The organism is Providencia xihuensis, assembly GCF_041953405.1.
Classification (GTDB): Bacteria; Pseudomonadota; Gammaproteobacteria; order Enterobacterales; family Enterobacteriaceae; genus Providencia; species Providencia vermicola.
The window spans coordinates 2443769-2468210 of sequence record NZ_CP169565.1 but is presented as its reverse complement, the minus strand read 5'-3'; the positions used below and the strand labels follow the sequence as shown (position 1 = coordinate 2468210).

21 protein-coding genes and 1 pseudogene are annotated in these 24442 nt (G+C 39.5%); 18 read left to right on the top strand and 4 right to left on the bottom strand.

The window, feature by feature from the left end:
• The first annotated feature begins 21 nt into the window (after nt 1–21).
• From tyrP to ACE2AL_RS10985, 3 genes are all read left to right on the top strand, one after another.
• Nucleotides 22–1170 carry a tyrosine transporter TyrP gene (tyrP, locus tag ACE2AL_RS10995; RefSeq protein WP_318826048.1) on the top strand — a complete coding sequence of 383 codons (1149 nt, stop codon included), beginning with the start codon at nt 22–24 and terminating at the stop codon, nt 1168–1170.
• Between the two features lie 290 nt (nt 1171–1460).
• Nucleotides 1461–2018, top strand: a complete 558-nt coding sequence (locus tag ACE2AL_RS10990; protein ID WP_206084235.1) for a PadR family transcriptional regulator — start codon at nt 1461–1463, stop codon at nt 2016–2018.
• On the top strand, nt 2011–2208 hold the full coding sequence (locus tag ACE2AL_RS10985) for a DEAD/DEAH box helicase (RefSeq protein WP_206084236.1): 198 nt from the start codon (nt 2011–2013) through the stop codon (nt 2206–2208). Before ACE2AL_RS10990 ends, ACE2AL_RS10985 begins: the two co-directional genes overlap by 8 nt.
• A gap of 239 nt (nt 2209–2447) precedes the next feature.
• On the opposite strand, the gene ACE2AL_RS10980 is transcribed toward ACE2AL_RS10985, so the two are convergent.
• Entirely contained in the window at nt 2448–4190 is a 1743-nt protein-coding gene (locus ACE2AL_RS10980) for an ABC-F family ATP-binding cassette domain-containing protein (protein ID WP_206084238.1), read from the bottom strand.
• A gap of 413 nt (nt 4191–4603) precedes the next feature.
• On the opposite strand from ACE2AL_RS10980, the gene ACE2AL_RS10975 reads away from it, so the two are divergent.
• The 7 genes and pseudogenes from ACE2AL_RS10975 to ACE2AL_RS10945 form a co-directional block, all read left to right on the top strand.
• On the top strand, nt 4604–5080 hold the full coding sequence (locus tag ACE2AL_RS10975; RefSeq protein WP_206084239.1) for a GNAT family N-acetyltransferase: 477 nt from the start codon (nt 4604–4606) through the stop codon (nt 5078–5080).
• A 379-nt stretch (nt 5081–5459) separates the two neighbouring features.
• Nucleotides 5460–6530 (top strand): HlyD family secretion protein, encoded by a 1071-nt coding sequence (locus tag ACE2AL_RS10970; protein ID WP_206084241.1) that lies wholly within the window; start codon nt 5460–5462, stop codon nt 6528–6530.
• A complete protein-coding gene (gene rbbA / locus ACE2AL_RS10965) occupies nt 6527–9283 on the top strand; it encodes a ribosome-associated ATPase/putative transporter RbbA (protein ID WP_206084247.1) in 2757 nt (918 codons plus the stop codon). The genes ACE2AL_RS10970 and rbbA overlap by 4 nt, the downstream gene beginning before the upstream one ends.
• 5 nt (nt 9284–9288) lie before the next feature.
• The gene (locus tag ACE2AL_RS10960) at nt 9289–10413 is read left to right on the top strand and encodes an ABC transporter permease (RefSeq protein ID WP_206084442.1); all 1125 of its coding nucleotides are present in this window, start codon (nt 9289–9291) and stop codon (nt 10411–10413) included.
• A 186-nt stretch (nt 10414–10599) separates the two neighbouring features.
• Nucleotides 10600–11163, top strand: a complete 564-nt coding sequence (gene ahpC, locus ACE2AL_RS10955; RefSeq protein ID WP_206084249.1) for an alkyl hydroperoxide reductase subunit C — start codon at nt 10600–10602, stop codon at nt 11161–11163.
• Nucleotides 11164–11289: 126 nt separating this feature from the next.
• The gene (ahpF, locus tag ACE2AL_RS10950) at nt 11290–12864 is read left to right on the top strand and encodes an alkyl hydroperoxide reductase subunit F (RefSeq protein WP_206084251.1); all 1575 of its coding nucleotides are present in this window, start codon (nt 11290–11292) and stop codon (nt 12862–12864) included.
• 357 nt (nt 12865–13221) lie between these two features.
• Nucleotides 13222–13566 (top strand): annotated as a pseudogene (locus tag ACE2AL_RS10945) (phage late control D family protein); the annotation flags it as partial.
• Here ACE2AL_RS10945 and ACE2AL_RS10940 read toward each other — a convergent pair.
• Complete coding sequence (locus tag ACE2AL_RS10940; RefSeq protein ID WP_272538452.1) at nt 13544–14911, bottom strand: hypothetical protein; 1368 nt, start codon at nt 14909–14911, stop codon at nt 13544–13546. The pseudogene ACE2AL_RS10945 and the gene ACE2AL_RS10940 overlap by 23 nt on opposite strands.
• An 80-nt stretch (nt 14912–14991) precedes the next feature.
• Between ACE2AL_RS10940 and ACE2AL_RS10935 the strand changes: the two genes are divergently transcribed.
• From ACE2AL_RS10935 to ACE2AL_RS10905, 7 genes are all read left to right on the top strand, one after another.
• Nucleotides 14992–15240 (top strand): ogr/Delta-like zinc finger family protein, encoded by a 249-nt coding sequence (locus tag ACE2AL_RS10935; RefSeq protein WP_272538451.1) that lies wholly within the window; start codon nt 14992–14994, stop codon nt 15238–15240.
• A gap of 385 nt (nt 15241–15625) precedes the next feature.
• Nucleotides 15626–16276 (top strand): hypothetical protein, encoded by a 651-nt coding sequence (locus ACE2AL_RS10930; protein WP_375083495.1) that lies wholly within the window; start codon nt 15626–15628, stop codon nt 16274–16276.
• 623 nt (nt 16277–16899) lie between these two features.
• A complete protein-coding gene (locus ACE2AL_RS10925) occupies nt 16900–17877 on the top strand; it encodes a DUF1852 domain-containing protein (RefSeq protein WP_272573633.1) in 978 nt (325 codons plus the stop codon).
• Between the two features lie 29 nt (nt 17878–17906).
• Nucleotides 17907–18938, top strand: a complete 1032-nt coding sequence (locus tag ACE2AL_RS10920; RefSeq protein ID WP_206084255.1) for a methionine synthase — start codon at nt 17907–17909, stop codon at nt 18936–18938.
• Nucleotides 18939–19080: 142 nt separating this feature from the next.
• Nucleotides 19081–19428: a YajD family HNH nuclease gene (yajD, locus tag ACE2AL_RS10915; protein ID WP_206084257.1), complete on the top strand. Its 348-nt coding sequence runs from the start codon at nt 19081–19083 to the stop codon at nt 19426–19428.
• Nucleotides 19429–19687: 259 nt separating this feature from the next.
• Nucleotides 19688–20953: a Xaa-Pro peptidase family protein gene (locus tag ACE2AL_RS10910; RefSeq protein WP_206084259.1), complete on the top strand. Its 1266-nt coding sequence runs from the start codon at nt 19688–19690 to the stop codon at nt 20951–20953.
• A 21-nt stretch (nt 20954–20974) separates the two neighbouring features.
• Nucleotides 20975–21640: a CerR family C-terminal domain-containing protein gene (locus tag ACE2AL_RS10905; protein ID WP_272538449.1), complete on the top strand. Its 666-nt coding sequence runs from the start codon at nt 20975–20977 to the stop codon at nt 21638–21640.
• A gap of 65 nt (nt 21641–21705) precedes the next feature.
• Here ACE2AL_RS10905 and ACE2AL_RS10900 read toward each other — a convergent pair whose 3' ends face one another.
• The gene (locus tag ACE2AL_RS10900; RefSeq protein ID WP_206084444.1) at nt 21706–22284 is read right to left on the bottom strand and encodes a YebB family permuted papain-like enzyme; all 579 of its coding nucleotides are present in this window, start codon (nt 22282–22284) and stop codon (nt 21706–21708) included.
• Nucleotides 22285–22385: 101 nt separating this feature from the next.
• Nucleotides 22386–23873: a PLP-dependent aminotransferase family protein gene (locus tag ACE2AL_RS10895; RefSeq protein ID WP_206084263.1), complete on the bottom strand. Its 1488-nt coding sequence runs from the start codon at nt 23871–23873 to the stop codon at nt 22386–22388.
• A gap of 102 nt (nt 23874–23975) precedes the next feature.
• On the opposite strand from ACE2AL_RS10895, the gene ACE2AL_RS10890 reads away from it, so the two are divergent.
• Nucleotides 23976–24434: a GNAT family N-acetyltransferase gene (locus tag ACE2AL_RS10890; protein WP_206084264.1), complete on the top strand. Its 459-nt coding sequence runs from the start codon at nt 23976–23978 to the stop codon at nt 24432–24434.
• Nucleotides 24435–24442: the final 8 nt, after the last annotated feature.

Genomic DNA, 24442 nt, shown 5'->3' with positions numbered 1-24442 from the left:
GGTACGACGATTGGTGCAGGGATGTTGGCAATGCCAATAGCGGCAGCGGGTAACGGATTTTTAGTTAGTTTAGGCATGTTATTAGCCTTATGGGCCTTGATGTGCTACACCGCACTTCTTTTGGTTGAAGTTTACCAGCATGAATCCTATGAAACAGGGATTGGTAGTGTCGCTCAGCGCTATTTAGGATCTGGGGGCAAATTTATTACTGGTTTTAGCATGATGTTTCTTATGTACGCCTTAACCGCGGCTTATGTGAGTGGGGCGGGTGAAATCATCACGTCAAATCTTAAAAGCAGTTTTGCGGTTGACATGGCGGATTGGATGGGAATACTCCTGTTTACGGTGATTGGTGGTGGGGTCGTCTGTTTTGGGACTTCGTCAGTAGACTTTATTAATCGTATATTATTCACTGCAAAAATTATTTTCTTAGTCATTATTTTGGCGTTAATGATGCCGCATGTAGAGCAACAAAATTTATTGGCTGCTCCAACGGAGAAAGTCCTGATTTTATCTGCGATCCCTGTCTTCTTTACATCGTTTGGTTTTCACGGCAGTGTCCCAAGTATTGTGAAATATATGGGGGGAGATGTTAAAAAACTGCGAGTTATCTTTATTATTGGTAGCGCCATTCCCCTTATTGCTTATATTTTATGGCAAATTGCGACGCTGGGGAGTATCGGAACAACGACGTTTGTGGGTATTTTGGCAGAAAATGTAGGGCTTAATGGCTTATTAGATGCGATTAAAGATGTGGCACAATCAGGTCGCACAGAGTTAGTTGCACAGATGTTTATGAGTTTGGCGCTAGCAACATCATTTTTAGGCGTCGCGTTAGGGCTATTTGATTTCTTAGCGGACTTATTTAAGCGACAAGATAACGCGGTAGGGCGTATACAAACAGGTTTGTTGACGTTTGGACCACCTTTAGTATTTGCGTTGTTTTATCCGAAAGGGTTTGTGATGGCACTGGGTTATGCCGCAATCGCCTTATCAATTCTTGCGTTATTATTACCAAGCGCAATGGCATTTAAGTCTCGCACATTAAATCAGCGTCGATACCAAGTATTAGGTGGCCCGATTGGATTGCTGGTCGTATTTTTATGTGGAATAGTCGTGATTGGTGTTCAGCTGGGTATTGTATTTAACGTATTACCCAATATTGGTTAATAAATTGGATAATACCGATCTAACCTGCAGTCAAACCTAATCGGTTTGTCAGCAGTCTTAAGCCAGTCTACGGACTGGCTTTTTTATGCTCAAAAGCGAGCAATTCAGATAATTTACAGCACAATAATGACTGCTTTAAGTTATATCAATGCGTATAATCTAACTAAGAATGATTATCATTAGCACGTTATGCACAAAAACAGATATATCTAAAGCTAGCATTTTTTGTAGAAGTGACTATTATATCCGATATATCGGTTTTGGCATCAAAACAAACACTGAGAATTTGAATGGCAAACGAACAACAACTTGATCCTTGCTTATGTAATGGTAAGAGTGTGAGTCGAATGTTTAACCCTAAACAGTTAAGAATATATATTCTACACTTACTGACTGAGGGAATAAATTACGGCTATGACCTGATCAAAAAAATTTCAGAGGAAACGGCAGGGTTTTATTGCCCAAGCCCTGGGGTTATTTATCCTACACTAACATTATTAGAAGAATTAGGTTTTATTACTGCGGGAACGGGTAAAGAGAATGACAAAGGTCGTAAGTGTTTTGTCATCACTCCAGAAGGGCGGTGCTTTTTATTATTAAAAGCTGAACTTTTGGCAGAAGTTCAACTAAAGTTAAATTATGCACAAGAGCTTAAAGCGGGAAACCAATTTGCTAATGAGATTGAATGTGCAGTGGATAAATTTAAATCACTTTTGAGGCACAAAATCGTTTTACAGCAATTAAGTAAAGACGAGTCAGCAAAAGTCGTTGAAATCATTAACCAAGCAGTTGAACGAATAGAAGAGGTCAACGCGGTATTAGTGACGGAAGGAAAATCAAATGGCTAAAACTAATGATATAATTCAAGCAAAAGAGCACTCATATATGACAGATAATCGTAAAGCGGCACAGGATAATACTTCTACATCTAACGAAGCCGAAAAAAGCACAAAGAAAGATGATAAATTTAAAGAAGTTGTCTGCCCAAATGTGCCTACATCTTATTTTAAGCGCGCAAAAAAACAAAAAATCAAATAATAAGATGAATGGTTTACAAAATCTTTATTCAACAGTGGACTGAATTGGTGGTTAACTACTACTAGATGAATGCATGCCATATTTTAAATAAATCTATTTTGATGTTTAAGAAAAGCCAAATGGCTTTAACTAAAAATATAATTATTTTGTAAACTCTGCATATCCTTTGATTGATATCTGCTCTATATTTTATTTGGATTAAAAAAAACCCTGACTACATCAGTAATCAGGGGGTAAGCTTACAACCCTAATTGGGCATGTATTTGTGCTATTTCATCAACCCATTGTTGTTGTAACAATGGTTTTTGGTGGCTTAATTTACGCTGCTTATCAGCTTCTAATTTTTCCTCTAACACCAATAGTTTTTCTAACAACTCATCTTCATGGGAGATGACCTTTGGGGGAGTATTTACAGTATGGCTGTGTTTAACAGGATCTGTATTACTGTGAGATAATAATTGCGCTTGTTGTTCAATTTTATGATAAATATCATCGATATTAAGGTATTCCTCTAATCGATTCTCATCAATAAACCAAAAACGTTGGCAGCTATTTTCAATTAGCCACCTGTCGTGACTAACGACTAATAATGCCCCTGAAAACTGGCTAATTTCTTCACTCAATGCCTCTTTTCCTTCTAAATCAAGGTGGTTAGTTGGTTCATCCAATAAAATAAGTTCATATTGTGCCAAGCTTAGACCAATAAAAAGCAGTCGTGCACGTTCGCCACCACTGAGTGTTCCCACGGTTTGTTGGTGACGTGCATAAGCAAATCCAGCGCCAATAAGTGCCATTTTACGCTGTTCATCCGTAATGGAGGCAAAAGGGCGTAGCGCATCCACGAGGCTATCATTATCATTTAGCTGCTCTAGCTGTTGGTCATAATATCCCGCACGAATTGTGGGATGAAACTTTAAGTGTTTGCTATAGCGTAAGTCCTGCTGATAATGTTGCCAAAGAAGACGCAATAAGGTTGATTTACCGCAACCATTTGCTCCCATAATGGCGATGCGATCACCACTTTTCACCTGATGAAACGCAGTTTTAAACAAATTTTCTCCCGCAGGCGTTGAAACTTCAGTTCCTTCGAGCTCGAGAACTCGGTCTGCAGGGATTGGTTTACCATTTAATGCCAATTTCCATTGATAACCTTCAGTGAGCTCTGTTTGAGTTTCTTTAAGTCTATCAATGTGTTTTTCCATTTGTTTCGCTTTGCGAGAAAGACCCTCGTTATCATAAACATGCCCCCAAATAGCCAAGCGTTTTGCGCTAGAGGCGATTCGGTCAATCTCTTTTTGCTCCGCCTGATTTCGTCTTTCATCGGTAATGTCTTTTTCAGCCATGGCACGGCGTGCCTCGCTACAAGGTAACCGATAAAAATGTAACGATTTATCACGTAAAACCCACGTACAGTTAGTGACTTTATCAAGTAAAGCTTGGTCGTGGGAAACCAGTACAAAACTGCCCCTCCAAGACTGCAGAAAATTACCTAACCAAATTAAGGTGGGCAAGTCCAAATGGTTACTGGGTTCATCTAGCAATAATAAGTCAGGCTGTTCAATTAAGGCTCGGCCTAACAAGAGACGAGTATGTTGGCCGCCACTCATTTCATTGGCTTTTTGTTCCCATTGCTGGGTAGTAAAACCTAATTCTGACAGTAATACTTCAGCCCGCCAGCGTTCAGTGACCTTGTCTTGTTCTGACATTTTTTGAACCAGTGCTTCAATTAGTGTCAGATGGGCAACATCTTCGGGTAAATGTTGTTCGATATACGCCGTGACACAGTGATTTGCGTAGGTAATGCTACCGCTGTTGGGGGATAGCTGGTGGGTAAGTAACTTTAATAGCGTACTTTTTCCACTGCCATTATGGCCAATTAAGCCGATGCGGTCGCCTTGTTGCAAGGTGAATGAAACATCATTTAATAGCGTGTGGGTAGAAATGTCGTAATTTAATGATTTTACAGATAATAAAGTGCTCATAGCTTACTCAAATTTTAGGCATGACAATGCCTTGGATAGTCATAACGACAACCCAGTAAGCTGAGGGAAGATCTCTTTGTGGCTTCGCTCAGGCGGGGTTATCGCAGTATAAAACTGTGAAAGCCTGAGCTCTGGCGATTACCAAAGAAGTGTGAGTATTCAATGAGATCACACAACAGCATAAATTAGCCTCCTTATTTTTCGTTAGGTTGAACAATGTACGAATCATAACAAACAGAGGGGAAGGATCAAAATCCAGAAATGCGTTTTTTCATAACGGTTATAGTAATAGGTAGGATTACAGGTATAAATATCGCTTATATCGTGTGAGTTCATATGAATTAAATTGCTAAGTGTTGGGCGTTCAAGATGTAAGGCATAAAATTGCCGTTCAAATAACAAGAGAGCCGCAAATGAACGTAGAAATAAAGCCAGCAACAATGCAAGATGCTACATTGATTTTAACGATGATAATTGAATTAGCAGAGTATGAAAAAGCTCGTCATGAAGTTAAGGCCAGTGTTGCTGATATCGAAAATTCACTATTTGGCGCAGATTCTAAAACAGAAGCCCTTATTTGTTATGTGGATGATAAACCTGCAGGGTATGCGGTTTTCTTTACTAGCTATTCAACTTGGTTAGGTAATAACGGTATTTACTTGGAAGATCTCTATGTATCTCCCGATTTTCGTGGCGCAGGTGCAGGAAAAAAACTGCTAAAACATATCGCTGTATTAGCCGTAGAAAGGAAGTGCCAACGTCTTGAATGGAGTGTTTTAGATTGGAATCAACCAGCAATTGATTTTTATAAAAGTATCGGCGCGCAACCACAAGATGAATGGGTTCGTTACCGTATGGATGAAAAAACAATTGCAGAGTTTGCACGTTAATCGCTAATAATTAAACGAATATAAAGTTTGTCTGAAAAAGCCAGTAAAATAAATTTACTGGCTTTGTTTTTATATTCTTTCATCTAAAGTTGTACAATTAATGCCTTCTGATGAATTTTGTTAATTTATTCAGATTTTTTGTGATGCAAGGCAACTATACTTAATCCAAATTTTGATAAACTTCCGTTAAATTAGATAGATAGCTGATAGTTGAATAGCAATGACACTGATTTAACCTATTTTAAAAATATAATTTTGTTTTTTCGTATTTGGCCGTATTTATTTCGCATATTAACAATTATATGGCTTTATTAATTTCACCAGGTTAATAAAAATAATTGTTGTTCATTGTTTTCTCATTTAATGGAAAAGGGATGGTATGAAAATAAATAAGCAAAAAATATCTTTTTACATCATTTTAATACTCATTATTGCAGCTGGTGGTTTTTACTACTGGAGCATAAATTCAGGTGGGTTACCCTCTGGTTTTGCGCAAAGTAATGGGCGCATAGAAGCGACAGAGATTGATATTGCGACTAAAACTGCAGGTCGAATTGAAACCATCAATGTAAGAGAAGGGGATTTTGTCAAAGAAGGGCAAGAATTAGCCCGTATGGATACTCGTGCGCTTCAAGAACAACTCCATGAAGTCCAAGCACAATTACGCCAAGCGATTAGTGCTGTCACCACCGCAGAGTCTGCGCTTGCTCAACGCAAAAGTGAAAAAGTAGCCGCTCAGGCAGTGGTACGCCAACGCGAAGCTGAACTTGATGCCGCACAAAAGCGTCTTAATCGTTCAAGAGCATTGGTGAGAACTAAAGCGGTTTCTCAGCAACAGGTTGATGATGATACCGCGCAAATGCAGGGCTCACGTGCAGCTTTAGAAGCATCAAAAGCCCAAGTTGCTGCAGCAACATCTGCGATTGACTCTGCAAGTGCTGGCATTGTTCAAGCTAAAAACCGAGTCGATGCAGCAACTGCTACAGAGCGCCGCATTATGGCTGACTTAGACGACAGTATTTTAAAAGCCCCTCGTAATGGGCGTATTCAATACCGTGTTGCAGAGCCTGGAGAAGTCCTTGGCGCTGGGGGGCGAGTATTGAATATGGTGGATTTAAGTGATGTATACATGACGTTCTTCTTGCCAACAGAAGATGCAGGAAAAGTGGCTCTGGGAAGCGATGTGCACATTATTCTTGATGCTGCACCTAATATTGTTATTCCTGCTAAAACGACCTTTGTTGCCAGTGTTGCCCAGTTCACACCCAAAACCGTTGAAACACAAAATGAACGCTTAAAACTGATGTTCCGCGTTCGTGCGCGTATCTCCCCTGAATTACTCGAACAACACCTTGAATATGTGAAAACAGGTCTACCAGGTAAAGCTTATGTCCGTTTGGACTCAAATGAATCTTGGCCTACTGAACTTGAGGTGAGATTACCACAATGACCAATAAACTGATGGATGATGTGATCATTGATATACAGCATGTCAGCCAGCATTATGGTGAAAATTGTGCATTGGATGACATTGTGCTGTCGATTCCAGCTCGCAAGATGGTTGGGTTGATAGGGCCTGATGGTGTGGGGAAATCCAGCTTGATTTCGTTGATAGCAGGGGCGCGGGCTATTCAACAAGGTAATGTGTTTGTACTTGATGGCGATATGAATGATGCTGAACACCGTCGCGCAGTATGCCCTCGAATTGCCTACATGCCGCAAGGGCTTGGTAAAAACCTCTACCATACCTTATCCGTGTATGAAAACGTCGACTTTTTCGGTCGTTTATTTGGCCAATCAAAGGCGGAAAGGGAATATCGTATTCAGGATCTACTTGAAAGTACGGGGTTAGCGCCGTTTAAAGACAGACCTGCGGGTAAATTATCAGGGGGCATGAAACAAAAACTTGGTTTATGTTGTGCATTAATCCATGATCCAGACTTGTTAATTCTTGATGAGCCTACCACAGGGGTTGACCCCTTATCCCGTGCTCAGTTTTGGGATCTCATTGATCGTATCCGTTTGCGTCAAACTAATATGAGTGTATTAGTGGCAACAGCCTATATGGAGGAAGCGGAGAGATTCGATTGGCTGGTGGCAATGGATGATGGAAAAGTATTAGCTACAGGGCATGCATCGGAATTAAAAGCCCAAACACGATGTGATGATCTAGAAGCGGCTTTCATTGAACTATTGCCTGAAGAAAAACGCAGTGGCCACAAGAAAGTGGTGATCCCTCCGAGAGACACTTCAAAAGATGATGTTATCGCAATTGAAGCGCAAGATTTAACGATGCGTTTTGGCAATTTCGTTGCTGTTGACCACGTGAATTTTAAGATCCCAAAAGGGGAAATATTCGGTTTTTTAGGTTCAAACGGTTGCGGTAAATCAACAACGATGAAAATGCTGACTGGGCTTTTGCAGGCGAGTGAAGGGCAGGCTTGGTTATTTGGGCAAGAAATTGACCCGAAGGATATCGAAACGCGTAAACGAGTTGGGTATATGTCACAGGCTTTTTCTCTGTATAGCGAACTGAGTGTGGAACAAAACTTAGTTTTACATGCAAAACTGTTTCATATTCCAGAAGACAAAATTGCTCGTCGTGTTGATGACATGTGCCAACGGTTTGAACTTGATGAAGTCAGGGATACGATGCCTGATGATTTACCATTAGGTATACGCCAGCGCTTATCTTTAGCGGTTGCGGTGATCCACGAACCCGAGATGCTAATACTGGATGAACCCACATCGGGTGTTGACCCTGTAGCCAGAGACATGTTCTGGAATTTAATGGTTGATCTATCAAGACGTGACGGTGTCACAATATTTATCTCTACGCACTTTATGAACGAAGCGGAGCGCTGTGACCGTATATCCTTAATGCACGCAGGTAAGGTACTTGACTGCGATACCCCAGTTAATCTCACCAAAAAGCGCGGTTTGGCGACACTCGAGGAAACCTTTATTGCATACTTACAAGATGCCGTGGGTGATGCAGGACAAGGAACCGAAACCGCACCTGAGTTCCATGTTGATCCAGAGCTAAAAGAGCAAGCCACAGAAGCCTTAAAAAAACGCTTTAGTTTACGTCGCTTATTCAGCTATTCCATCCGTGAAGGCATGGAGTTGCGACGAGACCCAGTGCGCTCCACACTTGCTTTGCTTGGTACGGTGATCTTGATGTTTATTATGGGCTACGGGATCAGTATGGACGTTGAAAACTTACGTTTTTCTGTGCTAGACCGTGACCAGACAGGCCTAAGCCAAGGTTATACGTTAAACCTTGCAGGTTCCCGTTATTTTATTGAACAGCCACCTCTTCAAGATTATGACGCACTTGAAGAAGGCATGCGCAGTGGTCAAATCACTGTCGCTATTGAAATACCCCCAAATTTTGCTCGTGATATTGCCCGTGGAAGTAATGTGAAAATCGGTGTTTGGATTGATGGTGCAATGCCAAATCGTGCAGAAACGGTTCGCGGTTATGTTCAAGCAATGCACCTTGCATGGTTAAGTACCATGGCGGCTAGGCAGCCTGTAGGGGTAGCGGGTATGCCTGCTATTGATATAGAAACACGGTATCGTTATAACCCTGACGTACGCAGTTTACCTGCGATTGTTCCTGCCGTTATCCCATTGTTATTAATGATGATTCCAGCAATGTTAAGTGCATTAAGTGTGGTGCGTGAAAAAGAGTTGGGTTCAATTATTAACCTTTATGTCACCCCGATCACCAAATTAGAGTTTTTACTGGGCAAACAGCTCCCCTACATTTTATTGGGGATGTTTAACTTTGTACTGCTTTGTATTTTGTCGGTGTATATTTTTGGTGTGGAATTTAAAGGCAGTTTTTTAACGTTGACCTTGGCTGCATTTTTGTACGTTAGTATTGCAACAGGGATTGGATTACTCATCTCTTGCTTCATGAAAAGCCAAATCGCGGCCATTTTTGGTACGTCGATCATCACATTAATTCCCGCAACACAGTTTTCTGGAATGATTGACCCAGTTTCATCATTAGAGGGAATTGGGCGTTGGGTGGGCATGGTTTATCCAACCTCACACTTTCTCACTATCACGAGAGGGACTTTCTCCAAAGGCCTTAACTTGTTTGATTTACAGGCATCATTTATCCCGTTGTTGATTACAGTTCCTCTTGTCATCGGGCTGAGTGTATTGTTCCTGAAAAAACAGGAGTCCTAATGATGATACGTAAAATTCAAAATATCTTTAATTTAGGTGTTAAGGAGTTACGAAGCTTAGGGCGTGACAAAGCAATGCTGGCTTTGATTGTTTTTGCTTTTACGGTTTCGATTTATTCATCCGCAACGGTGACACCAGGGTCTTTACATAACGCCCCGATAGCCATTGCAGACCAAGATAAGTCGCAGTTATCAAACCGGATTATTAATAGCTTCTATGCCCCTTATTTTTTACCGCCTGCGGATATTACGCCTGATCAAATAGATGGCTTGCTTAACCGAGGTTCATATACTTTTGCCTTGGATATTCCGCCTAATTTTCAACGGGATGTCTTAGCGGGTAGGAGCCCTGAAATTCAAGTGAATATTGACGCAACACGTATGAGCCAAGCATTTTTAGGGAATAGTTATATTCAAAATATTACCCTTGGTGAGGTCAATGAGTTCTTAGCGAAATACCGCAGTAATGCGAACTTGCCTGTTGATTTGGAAGTACGGATGCGCTTTAATCCTAACCTAACCCAATCGTGGTTTGGTTCCGTGATGGCAATTATTAACAATATCACTATGTTATCGATTGTTTTAACGGGGGCAGCGTTGATCCGTGAACGAGAGCATGGCACGGTTGAGCATCTAATGGTGATGCCATTGACGCCTTTTGAGATCATGATGTCTAAAATATGGTCAATGGGATTGGTGGTGCTGATTGCATCAGGAGTTTCATTGATGCTAGTAGTGAAGACACTGTTGCAAGTCCCAATCGAAGGCTCGATTTTGCTCTTTATGTGTGGCGTTGCTTTAAGTCTTTTTGCGACAACATCCATAGGTATTTTTATGGGGACAATCGCCCGTTCAATGCCACAGTTTGGGTTATTAATGATTTTAGTCTTATTGCCATTGAATATGCTTTCTGGTGGGATGACGGCGCGGGAAAGTATGCCACAATTAGTGCAAGATATTATGTTAACGATGCCGACCACCCACTTTGTGAGCCTTGCACAGGCTATCTTGTATCGCGGAGCAGGCTTCCAGATTGTTTGGTCACAGTTTGCTATTTTACTGGTTATTGGCAGTGTTTTCTTTGCACTCGCCTTAATTCGTTTTCGCAAAACCATTGCCACAATGGCGTAATAACGTCCTAAATTGCCTACCTAAAAAGAAAACGCTTGCTGAATGCCTCAGTAAGCGTTTTAATAATTTGCCTATCAATTATTAATAAATGATTAGATTATGCCTATCAAATCGATAGCGCGTACTGATTGGATTAAGTCGCTGTAAAACAGTAACTTAATAGGCAACCAAACAGGAGAACATCATATGTCATTAATTAATACTCAAATCAAACCTTTTACTAACCAAGCATTTAAAGATGGCAAATTCATCGAAGTTTCTGAAAAAGACGTTGCGGGTAAATGGAGTGTTTTCTTCTTTTATCCAGCTGACTTTACGTTTGTTTGCCCAACTGAACTGGGTGACGTTGCAGACCACTACGAAGAATTCCAAAAATTAGGTGTTGAAATTTTCTCTGTTTCTACCGACACACACTTTACACATAAAGCATGGCACGCAAGCTCAGACACTATTGGTAAAATCAAATATGCGATGATCGGCGACCCAACAGGCGCATTAACGCGTAACTTTGAAAACATGCGTGAAGCTGAAGGCTTAGCAGACCGTGGTACATTTGTCGTTGACCCTCAAGGTATTATCCAAGCGATTGAAATCACTGCTGAAGGTATTGGTCGTGATGCAGCAGACTTACTGCGTAAAGTGAAAGCGGCTCAGTACGTTGCAAGCCACCCAGGTGAAGTTTGTCCAGCTAAATGGAAAGAAGGTGATGCAACATTGTCTCCATCTTTAGATTTAGTCGGCAAAATCTAATTAATCTTTTGATTGAATATTAGATGACTCGAGTTACAGGCATTTAGTGCAATGATGCCTTGCCTGTAACTTGCAGTATGGCGGGTATATGTACCCGATTTTAGGATTAAAATTAAAGGGGATTACATGCTCGACAACAATTTACAGGCCCAATTAAAAGCCTATTTAGAACGTTTAACTAAACCCGTTGAATTAGTTGCCAATTTAGACGACAGCCAAAAATCAAACGAAATTAAGCAATTGCTCGATCAAATTGCCTCGTTGTCTGACAAAGTGAGTGTACGTGAAGAACGTAACAGTGCGATAAGAACGCCATCATTTTTAATTACTAACCCAGGTATTGATAGTGGTTTGCGTTTTGCAGGATCGCCACTGGGACACGAATTTACCTCTCTTGTGCTAGCACTATTGCAAATTGGTGGGCATCCATCGAAAGAAGCGCAAGAGTTATTGGAACAAGTAAAAGGCCTTGAAGGCGAGTTCCAATTCGAAACATATTATTCATTATCTTGCCATAACTGCCCTGACGTTGTTCAGGCATTGAATTTAATGGCAGTTTTAAACCCAAATATCAGCCATACCGCCATTGATGGTGCGCTTTTCCAACATGAAATTGATGAGCGTAACGTGATGGGCGTTCCAGCCGTTTACCTAAATGGCAAAGAATTTGGCCAAGGCCGTATGACATTGAGTGAAATTGTCAGCAAAGTTGATACTAACGCAGATGCACGTGCCGCTAAGTCATTGACTGAACGTGAACCTTTTGAAGTGTTAGTGATTGGTAGTGGTCCCGCGGGCGCATCAGCTGCAATTTACACAGCACGTAAAGGTATCCGCACAGGTGTTATCGGTGAGCGCTTTGGTGGCCAAGTGATGGATACCGTTGATATTGAAAACTATATTTCCGTTATCAAAACGGAAGGAGCCATTTTTGCTGGCGCATTGAAAAATCACGTTGATAGCTATGATGTTGATGTTATTGATGGTCAATCAGTGGCTAAACTGATCCCAGCCGCTGAAGAAGGTGGTTTACACCAAATCGAAACAGCATCTGGTGGTATTTTAAAATCACGCAGTATTATTATTTCGACAGGTGCGCGTTGGAGAAACATGGGCGTTCCTGGTGAACAAGAGTATCGCACCAAAGGGGTGACATTCTGCCCACACTGTGACGGTCCGTTGTTTAAGGGCAAACGCGTTGCAGTTATTGGTGGTGGTAACTCAGGTATTGAAGCTGCCATTGATTTAGCGGGTGTGGTTGAGCATGTCACTGTGCTTGAGTTTGCGCCAGAACTTAAAGCAGATTCTGTATTACAACAAAAAGCACGTAGCTTGAAGAATGTCGATATTATTGTAAATGCCCAAACCCTTGAAGTAAAAGGTGACGGTAGCAAAATGACTAGCCTTGAGTATAAAGACCGTACAGACGAAAGTGTGCATTCTTTAGAGGTTGCAGGTGCATTCGTACAAATCGGTTTATTGCCAAATACCAATTGGTTAGGTGATACAGTTGCAAGAAACCGTATGGGCGAGATTGAAATCGACGCACGTAATGAAACCAGTGTGAAAGGCATTTTCGCAGCAGGGGATTGTACAACAGTGCCTTACAAGCAAATTATCATCTCTGCTGGAGAAGGGGCAAAGGCCGCACTTAGCGCATTTGATTACCTAATCCGCACTAGTACCAGAACCGCTGAATAGATGTAATTTACTTTATATTCAGTGAGTTGTAGTCAAAAGGCACTCGGGGGCGAGTGCCTTTTTTTTGTGCATAATCTGTACAAAAAAGGCTCAAAAGTGCCTAAAAGTGTTCAAGTGTGGACAACTTGTGGACATGCAAAAGTTAAATTTGTATTGCTTTTCGTCGTCAAAATCATCCTAAAACGAACAATCTATTAAGCTAACTAATAAGCCGTTGAGCGCTGATATCACTTTAAGTGCTGGTGATGTGGGCGCTTATACCAAAGCAGAAACCGACACTAAAGTCGCCGATGCGAAAAAAACGGGTACAGATGCACAAGCTACCGCTAACGCAGCTAATACTGCAGCAACTAATAAAAGTCCAAAAAAGAGAAGTCGAGCAAAAAAGAGGGCGATTATATCGAGGGTGCCGAGGGTAACGTTTTTGTGATGCGGCAAACCTTTAAAAACGAACAATCCGCTAAGCGTGCCGCTGCGGCCAAGTGGTCAAAACTACAAAGGGGCGTGGCAGAATTTAATATTACGTTGGCCGAGGGGCGCGCAGACCTTTACCCTGAAATGCCCGTCACGGTAACTGGCTTTAAACCGACGATTGACAGTCACCAGTGGGTGATAAGCCGTGTTGTTCATCAAATCGATGGTCACGGCTTTATCACAAGTTTGGAGTTAGAAATAAGGATCAAAGATGTTGGTATTGAATGAGGAGTAAACTCATTAGAGGTTCGGTTAATATTATAAACTTATCCTTTTCAACTAGACTTACATCGTCATTGTTGACAAATATACATTTAGGGGGAGTTTTTTCAGGTCTAAAGAAATCAAATTCAATTCTTGTGGTTAATGATTTAATATCATCATAGTTACAAAAGATAGAATGCGTTGGTGTTTGAAATGCATTGAAAGCAGTCATTTGAATTTTATTCAGTGTTGCAGGAATAGGTGTGTCAGCATCATGCCATTTTTTTGCTGTTATTTCGATTTTGTTTTTATTAATGAAATGTATGGAGTCAAAGGTTTTATAAGCCAGAAGGTTAAGAATATTAGTGGTGAAGGATAAAAATATTAAATACAGTGAGAGATAAACAGTCTTTTTTATGATTCCAATGTTTGGGAGTAAAAGTATCACGTTTGGAATTGTATATAAGATAAGGCACAAGCTAACAAATGGTATGAAAGCATCTTCTAATTGCATTTCACCATCAAGGTTATTTACTAATGCAGAGATAGATAGTATAGACATAGGAATGATAAGCAGTGAAAACAATAATAGCATTATAAATCTATCACGATTTGTTATTCGGTTGTTGCCTTTTTTACTTCTAAAAATATCTTTAAATTCATTAGGGTGTGTCATGAAATAAGGTATTTTTGTTATTGTTTGGAAGGTCTTTTTTACTAAGCTGAATAATGCTTTTTGGGCTTTTTTGAAATTAAAAACAGTTTCGGTTAGTACAAATGAAAGGCAAAGAAAGTAAGGCACAGATGCTAAATGATATTTTTTCTCGCTAAAATAATTATAAACCATAATAAAAACAATTGTTAAAAATAAAATACTAATAGCTTTGTATAAAAGAATTTTGTAAAAATTTAATTTTATTTTTATGATTTTAACATTGTTCTTGTATCGTAATATTAGTAGCACCATTACTATAAATGTCATGAATGCCATGAGTGTCACATATTTGGGATGATCCACCGTTAAATAAATCATAGAAAATATTACAATTGGACTTATACATATTGATAATAAATAACTCCAAATAGATAATCTAAAGTTTTGCTTTATATTATTATCATTGGTTATTTCAATGGATAGATTAATAAATTTAAATGTTAAAAATGGAAGGCTATAAAATATAAACGTAAAAACAAACCAAGCGATAGAAATAAATATCAGATAAGGGAATAAGTAGCTCTCTTGTAATAAAAAAGAAAAGAAATTTTGAGCATTCAGTGTACTAAGATAAATAAATAATATTATGGGTGATATAAGGACAGATACGGATATCAATAATGTGATTTTAGAAGAATATGAACCTTTAGACATATAATAAAATCCTTTTAATTGATTTTTGTTATGAATAGATTAACCTAACTTAAGGCATACTCCAAACCCAAGGTTAAAAAATGGCGTTCAATTGTCCCCTGTGTGGTGCTGTGACCTATACCAAAACCAGTAAATCCATGAGCAGTGAAACCCGTAGAAGCTATCACCAATGTCAAAACATGCTGTGTGGCTGCTCTTTTACGACAATAACCTCAGTGGAGGTCTATCTAACAAAAACAATTCCACAAGAGTTACCAGAAGGTTTTGAGATCCCGATGGAAAAGTTACCTAAATCACATCGGGGAGAGAAACAGATGGAGATGTTTTGATCTATTCCATCTGAATTAACCAACTCAAAGAGTACATCAAGATTGCTTATTAACGTCATCGACTAACATTGATAGCTTTTTAAGCTATCAATGATTTTATCAAATATAAAATCTAACGAATTACTATAATCTGATGGCAAAGTTGCGCTATTAAAGCCAAGATTAGCTAAATGTTCGATAGATATAATTACCTGATTATTAGCTCATAGCATCACTAAAACAGCTATTTAAAACCTATCGTACATTTGCTGGTGTCATCTTTAACTACTTCCTCTTGTACGACCAGCTTTGATGTATGTCATAGCTCCGTTATTAAATTACAGAAATATTTTATTTCTTGGTGTAGGATTGATTTATTTTATTAGGTGACTAAAAGGCATTGGTTATGGAAAATCCAAAAGAATTAAACTCTATACTTCCTTCTGAATCAATATTAAAAAGTTTTTCTAGGCCGGTAAAATTCACAGAGTATGGACTTGGGCGAATAGAATACCTTGTGAGAAATAAACCAAATGATCTTTTTCAGATAGGCATTGCGGCTTGGGATCGTTTTTGTAATGTTAATCCTGACCAAGATAAATTTATATTTGGAAAGGAATGTCAGAGTAGCAATCCACTATTGTATAAAAAAGTATCCAGACACATAAAAGAAAAAGTTATTAAAGATATTTTATACGTGCATGGAGAAATTCAGGATCCAGAGCTAGAAGATAAAGAAACGGTTGAACTGATTTTAGCTCATACTTACCCTAACATTTTAATGATCGTTGATGTAAAACTGGTGAATCCTTATAAACCAGTAACCCCGCAGAAGTATGATTTCCAAGAATATCATGGCCTCGGGCTTTTTGCCGAACTTCTGGAAAATGCTATAGAGTATTGTAAGCAACAGGGTATTGCGGAAATATATCTTACTGCTGCCGATTTACCACTTAAAAAGCATTTTGAGAAATATGGATTTATCGTTCATGATACGTGGATGGGAAGAGCAGCTCTTGAGGTAGGGAAAGGCATACCTATGAGTATGTGCTTTTAATTTTGATTTACATTAATCTAATCCTATCCCCCCATTGAAAAATAAGCAAAAACAAAGCCTCTTATCAAAAGAGGCTTTATAAGTGTGGTCAATATGTGGACATCAACCATTGACTAAATCCATTTAAATCAATTGTTTAAATCACTTTTAGAACGCCGCACTTAGCGCATTTGATTACCTCATCCGCACTAGTACCAGAACCGCTGAATAGGTGTAATTTACTTTATATTCAGTGAGTTGTAGTCAAAAGGCACTCGGGGGCGAGTGCTTTTTTTTGTGTGTAAACTCTGAACATTGAAATATCAAACTAGGCTCCTCGTAAGTTCAACACCTATCAATAACCAGGCTTATCTCATCTTTTTTACTTATACCTTTTTAATCTAAATTATGTGATACAGATCTAAATACTGCACAAAGCCAGTCATATCCATGATCATGAATTTCATTCATGTTGTAGTGAAATTAAGTCGCTTTCACTCATTCAGCGGCTCTGGCATAAATGAATTAACGCTAACAAGTTAACTTATTTACAACATAAAGATTGATGAATGAGAAACAAAAACTTCTAAAAAATCAAGAAGTCAATTTAGTTTCCATCTTGGAATTTAGGGTGCGACAAGACGATGAACAAAAATTTTACATTTACGATTAAAAGTAGTCTTTTTGATGAAAATTATAATCCTTCTGAAAATACACGGATCACAACTAACTTTGCTAATTTAGCTAGAGGGAAAAATCGTCAAGAAAATTTGCGTAACACGCTTGCCATGATGAACAACCGTTTTAATACGTTAGCCTATTGGGATAACCCGAAAAGTGACCGATATGCAATTGAGCTTGAAATTATTTCTGTGGAAATGCGTGTTGAAAATAATGCCGATACCTTCCCTGTGATTGAGGTATTAAAAACAAACATCGTTGATAACAAGACGGGGCAACGTACAGAGGGAATTGTCGGTAATAATTTTTCTTCTTATGTCCGTGATTATGATTTCAGTGTTTTATTGTTAGATCACAATAAAGACCAAACAAACTTTAGTATTCCTGAAAAATTTGGCGATTTACATGGAAATATCTTTAAATGTTTTGTTAACTCGAACGAATACAAAGCACATTTTAATAAGCCGCCAGTTATTTGTTTAAGCGTCTCAAATAAAGATGTTTACCATCGCACGGGTAATCAGCACCCAGTATTAGGTATCGAATATCAGCAAAATGGAGCTTCATTAACGGATCAATATTTTAAAAAGATGGGATTACAAGTTCGTTATTTTATGCCACAAAACAGTGTTGCTCCATTAGCCTTTTATTTTACGGGAGATTTGCTGAGCGATTACAGCAATATTGAACTGATTAGTACGATCAGTACGATGGAAACATTCCAGAAAATTTATCGCCCAGAAATTTATAATGCAAATTCAGTTGCAGGGCAATGTTATCAACCGAGTTTAACGAACCAAGATTATTCGTTAACAAAAATTGTTTATGACCGCGAAGAACGTAGCCGATTGGCTATTGAACAGGGGAAATATACAGAAGAGCATTTTATTGAACCCTATAAGCATATTCTAGAACAATGGTCTGCTAGCTACGCACTTTGATTAATGATAAAAATTTAAGGTCAATTATTATGAAAACATTATTACCAACATCTACCGCTGGCAGTTTACCAAAACCTTCTTGGCTTGCTCAGCCTGAAACCCTTTGGTCGCCTTGGAAGTTAAAAAATGAAGAATTAATTGAAGGGAAACAAGATGCGCTGCGTTTATCCCTCGAAGATCAATTGCGTGCTGGGATTGATATTGTGAGTGATGGTGAGCAAACTCGCCAGCATTTTGTGACTACATTCATTGAACATCTCAGTGGCGTTGATTTTGAAAAGCGTGAAGTGGTTAAAATCCGTGATCGTTATGATGCGAGTGTTCCGACGGTAGTTGGGGCTGTTGAGCGTCAAAAACCAGTCTTTGTTGAAGATGCTAAATTTTTGCGCCAGTTAACGAAACAGCCGATTAAATGGGCATTACCAGGCCCAATGACTATGATTGATACGTTGTATGATAACCATTATAAAAGCCGTGAAAAACTGGCATGGGAATTTGCTAAGATCCTGAATCAGGAAGCAAAAGAGCTCGAAGCCGCAGGCGTTGATATTATTCAGTTTGATGAGCCTGCGTTTAATGTATTTTTTGATGAGGTGAACGATTGGGGGGTGGCGGCGCTGGAAAGGGCGATTGAAGGCCTGAAGTGTGAAACAGCAGTGCATATCTGTTATGGATACGGCATTAAAGCCAATACAGACTGGAAGAAAACGTTGGGTTCTGAATGGCGCCAATATGAAGAAGCATTCCCTAAGCTGCAGACTTCGAGTATCGATATTATTTCACTGGAGTGCCATAACTCCCATGTTCCAATGGATTTAATTGAGCTCATTCGTGGCAAAAAAGTGATGGTCGGGGCGATTGATGTGGCAAGTAATGTCATCGAAACGCCAGAAGAGGTCGCTAATACGTTGCGTAAAGCACTTCAATTTGTGGATGCAGATAAGCTTTATCCATCAACTAACTGCGGAATGGCACCACTGTCGCGCCAAGTTGCGACGGGTAAACTCAATGCCTTAAGTGCAGGGGCAGAGATTATCCGTAGAGAGCTGTTAAATAAGTAATCTATTCGAATAATAGCGAATCAAGAGAAACCCAGAATCAATATCTGGGTTTTTTGTTGCCTTAGATTTCTTATTTCAGTCTAACTTGAGGTATATTAGATGAATTATCATTAAATAATTTTTTGAAATAGGAATGTCGGCAATGGCTCTAATCCCTAAAAACTACGCACGTTTAGAAAGCGGCTACCGTGAAAAAGCCCTAAAAATTTACCCTTGGGTGTGTGGACGTTGTACTCGCGAGTTTGTATATTCTAATTTACGCGAGTTAACGGTTCACCATATCGACCATGATCATACCAATAACCCTGAAGATGGCAGCAATTGGGAGCTATTATGTTTATTTTGCCATGATCATGAGCATTCAAAATACACAGAAGCAGACATGTATGGCACCAATGTTGTGGCGGGGGAAGATGCACAAAATGATATCGAAGCGGCAACTTATAACCCATTTGCTGATTTGAAATCGATGTTAAACAAGAAAAAATAATAACAAGTCACCTATCGAAAAATAAGCTAGAGTCTTTAGCTTTATCTTATTTGCCTTTAACTAAGCCTCTGATAAAGAGGCGTTTTTGTTTTAGGCGAGCTGTTTTCAATGGATTAGAATCTTTCACTATTTGATTGCATATCAAAATAGAATTTAGTCATTAGCACAAAATGGTCAAGCAAGGGTTTGACTTTATCTCTCAATGCGGACTATATTTAATTCATTCAAATGAATTAAATATAAATAAGAGAGGAAACAGATGAATAACCTAACGATACCAAGTCCATTTTCGTTTGAAGAACGCGATAGACGATGGGGGATTGCGCGGAAAATCATGAAACTGCATGATCTTGAAGTCCTTATGGTTTATGGGGACAGGGAATCAGCGGCACCTGCACCGTTTTGTATTGATCACTATTTCACCAATGATCGTTTAGGGTCGGTTGTGATCTTCCATCAAGATAAAGCCCCACTGGTAGTCACATTCGCCCCCATGATGGTAGCTGATCATATGCAAGCACAAATGCGAGGTGATAGGCAGTGGATATCACCAGAGCAAATAGTTGTAGGGAAAACAGGGCGTAATATTGCGCAGGTATTTGTTGATTTAGGTGTGTCTGCAAATGCGAATGTTGGTGTAGTGGGGTTAGAGCCTTACCCGCCATTTTATTTCGATGGTGCAATGCCGTATAACACATTGACGGGAATAAAAGCGCGTTTACCTCAGTTAAATTTTGTCCCTGTTTACCGCTCGTTTTTTCAACTCGCCTCCGTGAAAAGTGCAGAAGAACTTGAGCATGTAAAATATGCTGCAATGATAGGTGAGGCAATGAGTGAAGCGATGCGTTCTACAGCTATTGTCGGTAATTCAGAGGCGGATATTGCGGCGGCAGTCACCGCGAAATGTTTATCTATGGGGGGATTCACTGCCGAAATTTTGATGGGTTCAGGACCTGAATATATTGGGTGGGGTCAGCCTGCGTGGCAATACCGTTCACAAACGCCACGAAAGATACAGCAAGGTGATATTGTGTTAACAGAAATATTTGCTCTGTATGGCATGTATGAAACACAGCACCAAGCTGCGGTTGCGGTGGGGAAAATTCATCCCAATATCGAAAAAGCGGCAGCTGTTGCAAGGGAATGCTATGAAATTGGTGTTGAGTACCTTAAAGAGGGGGTCACATTCGGTGAAGTGGTGGATGAAATGGAAAAACCGCTGTTAAAATCGAAGGGGTGGCATGTACATCCATTGATCCACAGTATTAATCCTTATGGGCCTATTGGCTTTGGCACAGCCCCTGGTATTGAGTCATTACCTATTGCCCAAAAATACCGTCAATTGGAACGGTTGCCAAATCCAGGGCGTGAATTAGTTTTGCAGGAAGGGATGACGTTTGCCTTTGAACCTAACTGCGCATTTGGCTATCATTTATGTAATCTCGGTGGCACAGTGGTTGTCGGTAAAGATAGGGGGATTGAACTGAATAATAATTCTACTTATCTTATGCGCGCGGACATATAATTTTAGGAATAACAGCAAGATATGAATGACACAAATAAAAACATACTTTCATCAGAGTTAACGAAAGAAAAGTTAATTAATGAAGGGATTAAACAATTTGCGATTCATGGCATCAATGGCGTTCGTACGCGACAATTGGCTGAAAGTGCGGGTGTTAACCAGTCTGCAATTCCCTATCATTTAGGGGGAAAGCTAGGTGTTTATTGCGCTGTTATTCAAAAAATTGCGAGCGATTTATCTCGGGAAAGTAATGTTCAGGCGTTTGATGCACAGCTTAAACTAGCTATGCAACAAACACCTATTGAGCAGGCGCAAGCAAATCAGTTAATTAGTTTATTGATAACAGGGTTAGGGAATGCGTTGTTATTACCAAAGCATGAATATTATTCCGTGCTTATTCTTCGTGAGCAACTTGAGCCTACAGAAAATTATGATGTTATTTATCGGGACTTTATCGAACCTTTCCATACACGTTTGTCAGGGCTGATCCAAACGATTAATCGCATTGATAAACAAACCGCGATTATCCGAGCTCATGTATTGATAGGACAAGTATTAGGTTTTGTTGTCGCGCGAAAACCTTTTCTTAAGCGACTCAATGCTCAGCAAATTGATGAACGTTTATTGAGTGATATATTGCAGCAAATCAGCTTGATGGCAATTCAAGCTTTAATGATAGGGAAATAGTGGCTTAGTATACTAAGCCACTTTTAGGCGACGTTCGGTGACTTCGCTAATATTCTATTCTTCAATTAGTGGATATCTTCGTGGCTGCGGTAAACTAACGATAGCTCAGGATGATTCCACAGACTGGCGGGCGTTACAGTAGTGCGTTCCCAAGGTATTTGACCAATAAACCAAAGTTTCCAAAAATTTAATTTTGCATTCGGATTCTTTGTTAATAATTCTTCAAACGTTTCAATTTCACCAATTTGTACAGATAAGGCAGATTGGTAAATATCAAAGACAAATTTAGAACAAAATTGCCTTGGCGACTCATAATTAAACCCCGTATGGTAAAACTTATTTAAACGGGCAGGGACTTGTGCAACCAAGGCATTTTTTTGCTCTTGTGTTAACGAGTTGGCGAAACGGCGCACACTATAACGCTTATCTGAAGAACGAGCGATAAAACGTGAAAGTGTCGTGGTTGTGGATAAAGGCACACGGCTTTCGGCAATTAAATAATCTTCACCATCGTGCCCGATGATCATACCGACATGGTTGCTCCAACATAAAGAGGCTGAAGCAATTTGACGAAATAACTCGGTACCAATACTGGTAAAAACAATATCACCCACTTCATATTCATAGGGGTAGTTTGTTTGCATCATTACAATACCTCAATATAAATGAAAGAATATCATTAAGGTATAGTTATAAAGCTTAGCAAAAATCTGACTATCAGATAAAAGCGTAAAATCTTCTTTGTTTAGCTTGGGTATATCTTATTCATCTGCTCACTTAGTAACTTCACATTGTGCACAATATCAGTTTCAGTATGTGCTGCATAACCAAATAAAATGGCGTTTTGCTTGGTACTTTTAATGCAATATCGTGATAAAGGTTGTGCACCAAAACCTAATAAGCGGCACTGTTCAAGTATAAGATTAATATCGTACCCAGCCTTTATCCAACATACAGTGTGTATTCCTGAATCTGTCATTTGTACTTCAAATAAATGAGGGAGGTACAGGTTAATCGCATTGAAAAACGCGTTCTGCCTATCATGGCATATTTTGCGTATTTTACGCACATGGCGAGCATAGTGGCCCTCTTGAATAAACTGGGCTAGAGAGGCTTGCTCTAGGTATCCACAATGGCTATCACTGTAGTATTTCATCATGGTAAATGCTTCACTCAGAACTTCTGGCACAATTAAAAAACCTAAGCGAAACCCTGGGTACATCATTTTTGAAAATGTGCCAGCATAAATGACTCTTTGCTGGTTGTCTAAGCCTTGTAATGCTTGAATTGGCTTAGATAAAAAACGGAACTCGCTGTTATAGTCATCTTCAAAAATCCATGCATTATTATGTTGTGCCCAATCAAGCAATGCTAAACGGCGGGATAGACTTAATGTAGTGCCTAAAGGAAATTGATGGGAAGGAGCGGTATAAACTAATTTGGCATCTCCATGGTGTTTCGCACCATAAGCGATATCCATGCCTTCGGAATCGGATGGTATCGGTGAAACTTCAGCCCCTGCTGCAGTTAAAATAGCGCGAGCGCTGTCATAGCCTGGGTCATCAAGCCAAACTTTATCACCTTGTTGTAACAGTACTTTCGCAGCTAAGTTAATTGCCTGTTGTGTTCCATTGACAATGATAATTTGTTTCTCTTTGCAGTGAACGCCGCGAGTGGAGTGAACATAATCCACCAGCAATTTCTTAAGGGGCGTAAACCCATCTGGATGATTGAAAAAAGGGATAGTTTGTTTCGATTTACGCCAAACACGGCCTAATAATCTTCCCCATAGTTCATGAGGAAACTGATCAACACAACCAATACCAATATTAAACATTTGGCGCGATTTTGTATTTGGTCGTGATTGATTCCACAAACTTGTCAATATTGCGACTTTAGGATTAAGATTAAGTGCATTATATTCAGGCTGCTTAATTGTTTGTGAAGTCGATGCTGTACGAACTAATTCGTCAGGAATATTTGCTGACACATAAGTGCCAGAGCCTTTTTTGGAATACAAATAGCCTTCATCAATTAACCTCTCAAAGCCTGCAATGACTGAGTTACGCGAAATAAACATCATCTCAGCTAAAGCCCTTGAGGACGGTAGTTTCACACCTGAAGCTATACGACCATCTAAGATTGCATTGCGGATCGTGTGATACACATTTTCTTTTATATATCCCTTATCAAGTAGGAGCAATGGAAACTGAGCTTGTTGTTTACGTCGCATAAGTGGATCCTAAATAAATAACAAAAGTGTATCTTATACAGCACCAGATGGGATTGTACTATAACCACATTATGTAATATATCTACAAATGGAAGGGTTATTATGAATAAAGCTACATTACCAGTTACGATTGAGTTTGTTGCCCCAGAACATTATCCAGAATGGTTAGTGTATTGGTTGGAATACCAAAAGTTCTATCAAGTTGAATTAAGTGAAGAGGTAACATTAAAAGCTTGGGAGCGTTTTTTTGACGATAATGAGCCTATGCACTGCGCAGTCGCTCTTGAAGATGGCAAAGTGGTTGGTTTCGTCAACTATTTATTTCATCGTTCAACATGGGCAAAAAATGACTTTTGCTATTTAGAAGATTTGTATGTCACGCCAGAAATGAGAGGGCGTCACGTTGGTAAGCAGCTTATTGAATTTGTTCAAGTGCAAGCACAAGATAAACAATGTGGTCGCTTATATTGGCATACACAAGAAACTAATTTACGCGGGCAAAAACTGTATAACTGGGTGGCAGAGAAACCAGGGGTGATTGAATATAGAATGCCATTGTAATCAATGTA